This window comes from uncultured Cyclobacterium sp. (assembly GCF_963977555.1).
GTDB lineage: Bacteria > Bacteroidota > Bacteroidia > Cytophagales > Cyclobacteriaceae > Cyclobacterium.
The window spans coordinates 22,216-34,767 of the sequence record NZ_CAXBPD010000001.1 but is presented as its reverse complement, the minus strand read 5'-3'; the positions used below and the strand labels follow the sequence as shown (position 1 = coordinate 34,767).

Annotated in this window: 3 protein-coding genes; 1 reads left to right on the top strand and 2 read right to left on the bottom strand. The window is 38.2% G+C overall.

Going from position 1 to position 12,552, the window contains the following annotated elements; translation table 11 throughout:
- Nucleotides 1-8 precede the first annotated feature (8 nt).
- Complete coding sequence (locus AAC073_RS00075; RefSeq protein WP_339921779.1) at nt 9-1,544, top strand: sulfatase-like hydrolase/transferase; 1,536 nt, start codon at nt 9-11, stop codon at nt 1,542-1,544.
- Between the two features lie 5 nt (nt 1,545-1,549).
- Here AAC073_RS00075 and AAC073_RS00070 read toward each other — a convergent pair whose 3' ends face one another.
- Both AAC073_RS00070 and AAC073_RS00065 read right to left on the bottom strand, forming a co-directional pair.
- A complete protein-coding gene (locus AAC073_RS00070; protein WP_339921777.1) occupies nt 1,550-2,800 on the bottom strand; it encodes an endo-1,4-beta-xylanase in 1,251 nt (416 codons plus the stop codon).
- Nucleotides 2,801-3,509: 709 nt separating this feature from the next.
- A complete protein-coding gene (locus AAC073_RS00065) occupies nt 3,510-12,527 on the bottom strand; it encodes an amino acid adenylation domain-containing protein (RefSeq protein ID WP_339921776.1) in 9,018 nt (3,005 codons plus the stop codon).
- Nucleotides 12,528-12,552: the final 25 nt, after the last annotated feature.

Here is a 12,552-nt window from a genome sequence, read left to right as displayed (position 1 = left end):
TAAAATAAATGGATAACCAAAATAATTTCAGCCATAAAAGCTATTTATTAATGGTAATGGCTTTTGTCTTAATCTTTTCTTGTGATGAAAAGAAGGTGGAGGTAATGACTGATAATCTTCCCAATGTAATCCTTCTCCTAGGTGATGACCACGGTTGGGACGAAACGGGCTACAATGGCCATCCTTATCTCCATACCCCTGTCCTTGATGAAATGGCAGAAAATGGTGTCCGGATGGATCGATTTTATTCGGCATCCCCTGTATGTTCCCCAACTCGTGGAAGTATAATCACAGGAAGGCATCCCAATAGGTATGGTACTTTTACGCCGGGTTTTTCCATACGGCCAGAGGAAATAAGTATTGCTGAAAGTATGCAAGAGGCGGGATATGTGACTTCCCACTTAGGAAAATGGCATCTTGGACCTGTCAAAGATGACTCACCAACTAACCCAAAGCATTTTGGTTTTGATGAATACCTGTCTCACGACAATTTTTTTGAAATGAATCCTCATTTATCAAGAAATGGAGCTGACCCAGTGATTTTTGAAGGGGAAAGCTCTGAGATATTAATTGCAGAAGCCATCGATTTTATAGAAAGGTCTAAGGGGAAAAACCAACCCTTTTTTATCGTGATCTGGTACGGTTCACCTCATGAGCCTTACAGTGCCAAACCTAAGGATCTGGCCTTGTACGATAGTTTGCCGGAAGATTTCGGAAACCGAATGGTGCGGTTGACTTCTAATGAGACGGGCGGGCCTGTAGAACGACTGCAACGTGATGTGCTGAGAGAAAGGTTTGCTGAAATCACAGCCATGGATAGATCTATTGGGCAATTAAGATCTTATCTTGATGGGGAAGGAATTCGAGACAATACCTTGCTATGGTACTTTGGAGACAACGGAACACCTCAGGAGGGAAATGCAACTGTTCCTTTCAGAGGTCAAAAAGGAAGGGTATATGAAGGAGGGGTAAGGGTGCCTTCTGTATTGGAATGGCCTTCTAAAGTGCCAATGCCATTAATAACGGATGTGCACGGTGTTTCCAGTGATGTATTTCCTACACTTAGTGAAATTACCGGCCAAGAACTTCCTGATCGTCCGATTGATGGCATAAGCCTTTTACCATTGTTGGTTGGGGAAATGGATGTTAGGCCCGAGCCCATTGCTTTTTGGAATGGCAGGCCAAGGAATAATGGTAAGGGTTTGGTAGATTATATAGACCCTGAATTACAAAAAGGTACCACTCCTTTGGTGAAATTGTCAAACGGTATACCTACTAGAAACTTTAAAAATTTTAAACATCCTGATATCCAAGAACAGGATTTTTCAGGCCCTAGAACCTTATTGGGCAACCAATATAAATTGGTGATCCATGGAGGCACAGGAATGGAAGCCGAAAAGGAATTATTTGATATCGATGCAGATCCGGCAGAGGAAAATAACATTTTATCCGAGCACCCGGAAATAGCCGAAAACATGGAAAAAACCTTATATGATTGGCAACAGTCCGTCTTAGAGAGTTTGATAGGAAATGATTATCAATAAATTTATCAAAGATTGGAGAAATCAACCGTAGTTTCTCCATTTCCTTTTTTGTGTGAAATTTCAATTGTTTTACCATTCACCTCTATCATGTATTTCCCATAAAATGCTGACATAGAAAGTCGGCCTTCACTATTAACAATTCCTTCTAATTCTGACCACCAAGTACCAAAGATCAATTCTTGGTAAGCTTTTGCTGCAGGCTTGGCTTGCCAGTCTCGAGTATATAATGAGGAGGCGGGGATCCAATTGGCTCCTTCCCAAAATCCCCACATAAGGATTCCCTCAACAGCCGGATGGGCAAAACAAATACGATAGTAATCCACCAATTCAATGGCATTTTGCTGTTCTTCTTCAGGACTCATTTCGAGCTGCGTGTCTTTATGGAATTTGGAACGCTGGCCCGGCATATTGAACTCGGTGACTCGAATGGGGAGGCCAAATTGCGCCAGGGAGTCCAGGCTTCGTTTCAGTTCCTTTCTGTCAAAGGTGCTGCCATGCAAGTGACCTTGAACACCAATCCCAGCAATCGGAACATTTTGGGCCAGGAGCTCCCTTATTTGGGCCAAATAGTCCGCCAATCGATTTCCTGTTAGGATATCATAATCATTGAGATAAAGCTGAGCCTCAGGATCTCCCTCAAGCACCCATTTGGCCATTTTAGCGGTTATGTCCGGTCCCAAACGATCTTCATAATAATTGCCATGGATCATTTCATTGTTCAGGTCGTATTCTACAAAGCGGCCTTTGTACCGTTGGGCAATGGAAATGGCTCGATCTTTTATGGTTGCTTCCAGTTCGGCATCACTCAACTCCATTATCCAGGGCTGAACAAATTTTTCTATGCCCCAGTATAAATTATGTCCCCGCAGAGGGATATCGTTTTCCGCTGTCCAATCCAGAATTCCTTCTACCGTTAAATGGTTGACCTCACCTTTTGCCCTTTCCATATTTGCCCACTTGAGTGCATTTTCGGTTACGGCACTGTTAAAGTTTTCTAGGAAATATTTCTTGTACTGGCTCAGGTCTTCGGGAGACATATTTCCAGATCCCAGCCCATTGGCAATGGCTGCTCCAAACCAAAATTCGTGGGAAAGCTGTTTGACAATGACTTTATCTCCTTGCTTGGCATTGACGATAAGTTCACCTTTTCGATGCTGAGAGATGGCTTGGTCTACAGGATTGTTTTGAGCTTGGACAGGCATGCTTGCACAAAACAAGGTGGCCAAGCTTAAAAAGAAGGAAGCTATTTGAAGCATGGAATATTTGATTTTATAATTACGACAATGATTTATGTATGAGTGAGCTGGGATAATTGATTTAGTGATTAGAGATCAGTGAGCTGGTGATGTAGTGATGCAATGCGATCACCTATCTCAGATCACTCCATCACAGACCCTAATTAACAATTAACAATTAACAATTCACCATTTCCATTATCCTATGAAGATACCAATTTGAAAGCAATTTACAACTCTGTTTTAGTAAGCTGGTGATGTAGTGATGTAATGCGATCACCTATCACAGATCACTCCATCACTCGATTACCCATCACCCATCACCCATCACTCGTTCACCCTATCACCTCTGTCCAGACCCTAATTAACAATTAACAATTAATAATTCACCATTTCCATTATCCTATGAAGATACCAATTTGAAAGCAATTCACAACTCTGTTTTAGTAAGCTGGTGATGTAGTGATGCAATGCGATCACCTATCACAGATCACTCCATCACTCGATTACCCATCACCCATCACTCGTTCACCCTATCACCTCTGTCCAGACTCTAATTAACAATTAACAATTAATAATTCACCATTTCCATTATCGTATGAAGATACCAATTCTAAAAACAGTTCATGGATTTATGTAGTGGTGATGTAATGATTTAGTACGATCACCTATCACAGATCACCAGATCACCCATCACTCGATCACCCGATCACCCATCACCCAATCACCCCTAACCTCTCTCAATCACTTGTTTTATAATGGCGGCCAATTCACTTTCATTTGGTTCTGTAAACATGTCCGAATGTATGCCTTCTACATCGATTACACGCATGGATTTGGAGCAGCCTTTCCATCCTAAATATTCGGGATCAAAGAAATATTTTGTCCGAATTTTAGCCCTTATCATAACTATCTCTCCCGCATAAAATCCGGGCGAATAATTTTTGCAAGCAAGCACATGCATGCCTTTGATTTTATTTATTCTTTCAATAATCGGACTATCTAATTTTTTAGTTTTTAGCCTAAGCTTGACAAGTAAACCATTGATTTTTTTGCCCATTGACCTGGATTTTATATCCTTTAAAATATTGGGGTGTCGGGTTAATAATTTAATGTCAAAGAATTTTTTATTCAATTCACGATTAAGTTTAGCCGCTAGCTTATTTTTAGGTGTGTTTTTACTTTTGGCAAAAGTTGCAAAACTGTCAAGTAAAAAGAGATGTTTTACAGATATATTGGTCTCCGTTAATTGCTTAGCCATTTCAAAGGCGATAATCCCTCCCAAGGAATACCCTCCCAAAATTATATTTCCTTGCGGGTGGTTTTGCATAATTTCGTCAATATAAGAAGCAGCTATTTCTTCAATGGATTCGTATTGAGGACTTTCTCCATCCATTCCTTTTGATTGAATGCCGTAGATGGGTTGCTCAGGATCAAAATATTTTGCAATAGTCTGAAATGGCATGACATTTAAACCCGCTCCATGCACTAAGTATATTGGGTCTTTTTTTCCTTTTGGCTGTATAGGTACAAGCGACTTCCACTCCTTGTTTAAAACCAAATTTGATTCCAAAAATAATCCTAATTGCTGGATTGTTGGGTATTTAAACAAAATTGAGAGTGGTAGGAGTGTTCCTAACTCTTTTTCTATTTGAGTCATTACTTTTACAGCAATCAGTGAATGCCCACCTAGATCGAAAAAATTATCCGTAATATCGATTATTTTTAAGCCTAAAGCCGTCTTCCATATTTCCGCTATTATCTTTTCTTTTTCTGTATTGGGTAGTAAAACAATATCTAAAACCATTTCCTCAGGATCAGGGAGTTTTAGGCGATCAATTTTTCCACTGGCTGTATGCGGGAAATGATCAACCACTACGTAATCATATGGCATCATATAGCCTGGCAAATTTACAGAAAGTTCTTTTTTCCAACTCTTGACCTGAGTGCTTGTAACTCTTATGTTTTTGCTAGTCTTGTCCTCCAAATCTTCCTTAAGTAGGAGGTAAGCAACCAAACCCTTGTCATCGCGTGAGGTATTCCTATAGAGTACTACACTTTCTTTGACCCTGCTAAGTTTGTTAAGTGCTTGTTCTATCTCTTCCAGCTCTATTCTATGACCTCTTAGTTTGATTTGATTGTCTATTCTCCCTAGAATCTGAATCTCACCGTTTGCTAGAAGTTTTGCCCGATCACCTGTTTTATACATGTAATCCTCCGTTTCCTTCTGAAATGGATCCTTTGTGAATTTTTGGTCGGTTAATTCTGATTGATTGAGGTATCCTTTGGCTACTCCCTTGCCTGAAATGTAGATTTCACCCTCTGTTTCTCTAGGTACTGGCTTTTGATTTTCATCAAGCAGATAAATTTTAGTATTCAGTACTTCTCGCCCTATAGTAATGATTGGCTGATTGGCTTCTATTTTTTTGATGGTGGAGAAAACCGTGGTTTCCGTAGGGCCATAAATATTCCAGAGCCCATCACATAGCGGCAATAGTCGACTGGCTAAATCCTTGCTTAAAGCTTCACCACCGCTAATTATTTGAAGCTTTTCTACAGGAGAGTTCCAGCCACTTTCCAAAAGCATTTTCCAATGGGTGGGAGTGGCGAACATAATGTCTGCTTTATTCTGGGTCAAATATTGTAAAATTACTCGAGGATCTTTCCTTTCGAACTGATCAAGGATTACAATTTGAGCCCCATGCACAAAGGGCAATATTAACTCCAGAAGTGCAATGTCAAAAGAAGCAGAGCTTACGGCCAGAAACTTATTATTGGCAGTGATTCCGGGTTTATGGCTAACGGTTTTAAGGAAGTTATACAAGTTGCCATGGGTTAGCATTACTCCTTTTGGCTTTCCTGTAGATCCGGAGGTATAAATAATATAAGCCATATCATTGGCTTCATTGTTCGGAGATGGGTTTTCTTTTGAGAAATTATCCTGCTTTGCTATGAATTCCTCCCACAGAATCTCTATAGACTGTGACCTGAATTTCCCTTTGTATTTGGTATGTGTTACATGTACTTTTGCCGCATCCTTGAGCATATAACTGATCCGCTCATCAGGAAAATCAGTATCTACCGGTAGGTAGGCAGCACCAACTTTCAATACCGCCATTATGGCTGTAATCATTTCTATGGATCGATCCATTACAATTCCCACTATATCATTCCTTCCTATACGCTGCTGAGATAACAAATCAGCCAATTGGTTGGAGGTTTCATTCAGTTCTTCATAGGTGCAATATTTATCTTTAGAAATTATTGCAACTTTATCACTGTATTTTATAGTGGCAGATTCTATCAACCTCTGAACAGGTCTGAATTCATCTTTGAATTCGTCCTCAAATTGCTCAATCTCTTCCTCCTTTTCAACCTCCAAATTTCTGGATAAAGATTCCAAAGGGGCTAAGGGATTCTGAAGTAGCGTTTCTAATAGATAGAGGTAATTTTCGATTAATTTATCTATTTCTCCTGAATTAAATAGTGATGTTTTGTATTCCATCAATCCTTTAAGACCTGAAGCTCCTTCAGATACAGTAAACAATAGATCAAATTTTGCTCTTTTCTGCTTATTTTCGAGCATTTTCACTTTAAGATCGTCGATTTCCCAAGCCTCATCATCAAAAGTGTTTTGAAGTAAAAACATTACTTGAAAGATAGGGTTATTGCCTAATTTTCTTTCGGGTTGTACAGCTGCTACAATTTTCTCAAAAGGAACCTCTTGATAATCAAATGCTTCAAGGCAATTGGTTTTAACTTCGCATAGAAAGTCAATTAAATTCTTTTCAGGGTTTAATTGGGATCTAATGGGTAGCGTGTTTATGAAATATCCCAGTAACTTATCTGTATGTTGGTAATTTCGATCTGCAATTACAGTACCAACACAAATGTCAGTATTTCGAGACAATTGGTAGAGTAAGATTTTAAAAGTAGCCATTAAAACCATGTACATGGTTGTATCTGTTTTATGGGCGAGATCTTCTACGGATTTTTGGAGTTGAGTAGGTATTAAGAACGACTGAGTATCGCCATTTGTAGCATCAAGATCAATAGCACCCTTATAATTAGTTATTTTAAGGGGAGTTAATTCTTTAAGCTTATTCTTCCAATAATCAATTTTACTATCAAATGCAGCACCTTGTAATTGCGCTCTTTGCCAAATCGCATAATCACCATATTGTAAAGGCAAAGGGTCAAAATCTATAGTGCCAATATTTTTTTGTTGGGTATAAAATGAATGAATTTCTTCCATTATTAAGCCTATGGACCATCCGTCAAAGGCAATGTGATGAAACACTAATAGAAGGGTATTTTGTGTTGGACCTTTCTGGATTAGGAGTGCACGAAACATAGCATCGTTTGACAAATCAAATGGTAGCGAGATTTGTCGTTGGATAAATTCCTCAAGGGTTAGATTGTCCCATACTTCCTTTGAGGCATCTTTTAGCATCAAATTCCAGGGCTTAAAACCATTTACTTTTTGGTAAATTTTTTCACCATTGTAATGAAACTGAGTGCGTAATATTTCATGCTTCTTATAGGTGGCTTGAAGGGCTTTTTCGAGAGAAGCAACATCCAATTTACCTTCAAGGTTTAACAATAAGGGAATATGATAATGCACCGATCCTTCTAATTTGTCAGTGATCCATATGCTTTCTTGACTAAAAGAAAGCGGATATTCTTTGACATGAGGCACGCTCTTAATTTCTATTTCTGAGCGAGATGCAGCATTATTATTCTCAATTAGATTGGCAAGTTGATTTATGGTTGGATTAGCGAATATTGTTGAAAATTTTATTCCATAATCAAATTCCTCTCTAATCGAGTTTATTAGTCTAATGGCCAGCAAGGAGTTACCCCCTATTTTAAAGAAATTATCATGAGTTCCAATTTTTTCTATGTTTAATAATTTCCTCCAAATAATTAGTAATTTTTGCGCTATGACATTATCAGCATTATGCCAATTGGATTTGATGACCGTTCGACTTTCAAATTGAGAAAGTTTTTTTCGGTCGATTTTACCATTGGGGGTGAATGGCATTTCATCTAAAAATTGCCATTGGACCGGTACCATATACGGAGGTAAATTATCCGATAAATGCGTGGTTAATTTATGCGTCTGAAGGTCTTCAGAATGGAAGGCTGTTTCCTTATTGGTAAGGACGTGTGCTACTAATTTTTGGTTTTCGGAAGAATCTCCGATAACAGAAACGATTGCTTTTTTAACAAAATCCAATGTTTCAAGAAGCGTTTCAATTTCTTCTAGTTCAATTCTATAACCTCTTAATTTTACTTGATTGTCCAACCTTCCTAAATACTCTAAGCTTCCATCGTTGAGTAATCTTGCTTTATCCCCCGTTTTGTACATCCGCAAATCCCTACCATTGGAAAATGGGTCAGGAACAAAACTTGCAGCAGTCATTTCTGGATGGTTAAAATAGCCAATGGCTAGGCTATCTCCTGAAATACACAGTTCTCCCGGAATTCCTACTGGACAAAGATTACCTGAGGTATCTACTATATACACCTTGATATGAGGAATTGGTTTTCCGATAGTTATCGGGGCTTTAGGGGAAGTCAATTTACAAACGGAAGCCCAAACAGTTGCTTCTGTCGGTCCATATTCGTTGTATAAGTCGGCTCCTTTATTTGACTCAAAGTGTAAGGCTAATAAAGAGGGCTCCACTCTCTCACCTCCAAGAATCACTCTCTTAATTTGATTGGTCGGAATTAACCTTTCAGTAAGTAAAAATCTGTAAAATGAAGGGACACACAATATTGAATTCGTAAGGCTGAGTAATTTTTTTAATTCTACAGGGTCTTTAAGTTGTTCAGATTTCCCTAAAACGATTTTGCTCCCCTGAGACAAAGCCCCAAAAATACTGGCAATGGAGGAGTCAAAAGAAAAAGAGGGCAATAGCAGGATGGAAATATTATCAGGATAATAGTTGTTTCTTGAAAAAGTCGATAAAAACAAACCTTTGTGACTAATTATTACCCCTTTAGGTTTGCCAGTGGTGCCAGATGTGTAAATAAGGTATACAGGGTCATCAGGGTTAATAATTATACCTGGATCTTCAAAACTTTCATCAATTAATCCATTCAGTTCGCTGTCTAGAGTTAGAATAAATAGGTCTGCATAATTTTCTTTGAAAATAGGTGCATTGTCACTATCCGTTAAAACCCAAGAGGCCTTTACTTCATCGAGGATAAATTTAATTCTATCTCTTGGAAAAGTGGGGTCTAAAGGGATGTATGCAGCACCTGTTTTAATTATGCCTAATAATCCAACGATCATCTCCGTTGAATTGTCCAGGCAAATTGGGACTAAAGAATACCGGCCTACACCTCTATTTAATAAAAAATTCGCAACTTTATTGGCTCGTTTATCCAATTCTAAATAGGACAACTCATAACCATTAAAACTGATAGCAATGTGTTGCGGGAATAATTTTACTTGCTCATCTATAAGGTTTAAAATGGTTTTTTCAGCAAGGTCCTCTGGCAGTATAAAATCCGTGTTTGCTGCTAACACGAAATTTCTTTCCTTAACATCGAGTAGGTTTAAATTGTCAACTTTTTCTTTGGGGTTAAGGGTAATGGCCTCGAGCAATGCCATATAATGCCCAGACATTCGGGAAATAGTAGAAGAACTATAAAGGGCCGTTTGGTATTCCATCGATGCTATTAGCTGATCTTGATCTTCTTTTATCTCAAGTGTCAACTCAAAACTTGAAGTTTGATTAGCGGTTTTTAATGGTTGGGTATCCACTCCGTCCAAAATCAGCGCTGAGGACGCGTTGTTTTGCATCACAAAAAGCACTTGAAAAATAGGATTTCTACCAGTTATTCTAAAGTCATCTGACAGTTTTACTATTTCGGCAAATGGAACATGCCCGTGTTCAAAAGCTTCTAATGCATTGGTTTTTACATTATTCAATAAATCCTCAAAGCTGGAATTTCCATCCACGTAGGTTCGGATAGGAAGGGAGTTTACAAAGAAGCCAATTAAATCTTCTAGTCCTTCATGTTCTCTTCCTGCCACAGGAATACCTACACTAATATCCTCCTGAGCACTATGCCTTTTAAGTAATGCCTTGAAACCAGCTAGCAATACCATAAAGAGGGTAGCATTTCGTTCTATGGCCAGACTTTTTAATTTTGAAACTAAGCCCTTATCGATAGCAAATTCATGCGTTGCTCCCGCTGGTGAAAATAATGCTGTTCTTGGGTAGTCGGTTCGAAGTGGGATTGGTATTGTTCCATTAAGCCGATCCTGCCAATATTTTAGAGAGTCATTGTATAATTTACTCCCTAAAAGATTTCTTTGGTATATAGAAAAATCGGCATAATTTGATACAGAGATTGGATGAATTTTTTGATCTCCGCTTCTAATTTTATTGTATAAACTAGCTATTTCATTTTTAAATAAAGATGTTGACCACCCATCCCAGGCGATGTGGTGAACAACAATGCTAAGAAGGTATTTTTTTGGTTGAATGTGAAACAATGCCGCCCGAATCATAAAATCTTCTGACATATTAAAAGGCCTTTCTGTCATGGACTTAAATGGCCAGTCTTTTACTATTTCAGCTTCCGTCTGATTAGAAATAATTTCCTGAATGCTCCAAGATTCAGCTTCTAGCAATTTTTGTTCAAGCCCTTTTTCAGAGGCTTTGAATACTGTTCTTAAAGGTAAATGCCGATTTATGAATTCACTAAAAGCTAATTTTAGAGATTTAATGTCTAAATCACCTGAAATACCGAAAACCATAGGCAAATGGTATTGTAAGCTTCCCACTGAATTGTGAATTACCCAAAGTGCTTCCTGATTAAAGGAAAGTGGGATAAAATCTACTTCTTTAGCAGGTGTTATTTCATGCAAGTCATCATTAATTTCATCAATCACCTGGCTTAATCCGAATACGGTAGGAGAATTAAAAAAATCCTTTACCAATAGGCGTTTTCCTAGTGATTGCTTTATTGCAGCAATGGTCCGGATAGCAAGCAAGGAATCACCTCCCAGGTCAATAAAGTTATCGTAAATACCTATATTCTCCCAACCAAGAAATTTTTGCCATAGGCTTACAAGAAGTTTTTCTGTTTCTGTTTGCGGAGGATTTTTGTTCTGTAGGGAGCTTGTCCAATCTGGTTCAGGTAAGGCTTTTTTATTAATTTTACCATTACCCGTCAAAGGCATTTCTTCCAATTGAATCCAAAACTGAGGGATCATATGTGCAGGAAGTTTTGATTTAAGTTTGTGCTTAATATCTTCCTCCAAACAACTTTTTTCAAGTACAAAATAAGCAACTAAAGACACTTTTTGCTTATTGCTTTTTGCCACAACGGCAATTTGTTTAATGCTTTCATACTGGTAGATAGTCGCCTCAATTTCTCCAGGTTCGATACGGAATCCATTTATTTTTACTTGATCATCCACCCGGCCTTGATACAGTAAGTTTCCGTCTTCAGAAGATTTACCTAAATCGCCTGTTCGATACAAAAACCCACCATTTTTTCCTGAAATAAAATCTGGAATAAAGCTTTTGGCAGTATTGAGTGGTAGATTTAAGTAACCTCTGGCAATGCCTTCTCCACCGATATAGATTTCACCAGCTTCTCCATTACCCACCTTTTCAAGGTTGCTGTTCAAAAGTAGGATGAAGGTATTAGAAAACGGCTTACCAATTGGAACTTGGTTATAGGTGCGATTTAGATCTACCTTATAAATACATTTACCGATTGAAGTTTCTGTTGGACCGTAATGGTTAAAAACATCGCCTTTAAAATTACTTTTTCTGAGAATTGATAGGATGGAAACTGGAAAATTTTCACCACCAAAGATCAGCTTTCTTTTAGGCACAGGGATTAAACCTCCTTCAGTGTGACTCAACCAAAGAGAAGGGACAATTTTTAAACAGTCTATTTTGTGATTCTGAAGGTAAGCTGTGAATTTATCGCTGTCTAAAATTAGATGGTCAGACAAATGGTGGGTAGTGGCTGCTTGAATTATAGCGATATGGATCAGTGAATGGCCCGCATCGAAAACAATGGGAGCTGTGATAGCGAAGGATTTACAATCTTTAAGGTTGGCTCTTTCTATCAAGCCAAAACAATGATCCATCAAACCCCTGTGTGGCACCATTACTCCTTTTGGATTGCCAGTGGAGCCGGAAGTATAGATTACATAAGCAAGGTTGTCAGGAGTGGGCTTGATCTCTGGGATAAATGTTTCAACTGGCTCACTTGATAAAGAGGCGTATTCCAGTAGATCTATTGTGTTGGATATGTTTAATTTTTTGTTCAATGAATTGTTTACCAGTAACAGGTTTGCACCAATGTCACCAAGGATAAACTGAATTCGTTCAAAAGGGTAGTTAGGATCGATAGGGACATACGCCGCACCTGTTTTTAGAATGCCAAATATTGTTACCATCATAGCTATGGATTTCTCCATACAAAATGGGACAAGATTTTCGGTGGAAATGCCTCTTTCAACCAAATAGGATGCTATTTGATTTGATTTTTCATTTAGTTCACGAAACGTAAGGGTATCTTCCTCAAAAACAAAAGCAATATTTTCAGGATAATTTTTTATTACCTCCTCTAACTGGTCTACAATAGTTTTGTCGCTTGGATAAATTATTGATGAAACAAAAGAGGATGATGAATTTGATAAAATGGAAGAGAAAGGTTGATTTATGTTTTTGGTTATTTTAGGTTTTTTGTTGTATACTTTTCCCATTTCCTTGTGGATTGATCATAAAAAA

What these genes read in the sequence shown, in the direction of transcription:
- AAC073_RS00075 (WP_339921779.1), top strand. Translation starts at nt 9, where the DNA reads ATGGATAACCAAAATAATTTCAGCCATAAAAGCTATTTATTAATGGTA.
- AAC073_RS00070 (WP_339921777.1), bottom strand. Translation starts at nt 2,800, where the DNA reads ATGCTTCAAATAGCTTCCTTCTTTTTAAGCTTGGCCACCTTGTTTTGT.
- AAC073_RS00065 (WP_339921776.1), bottom strand. Translation starts at nt 12,527, where the DNA reads ATGGGAAAAGTATACAACAAAAAACCTAAAATAACCAAAAACATAAAT.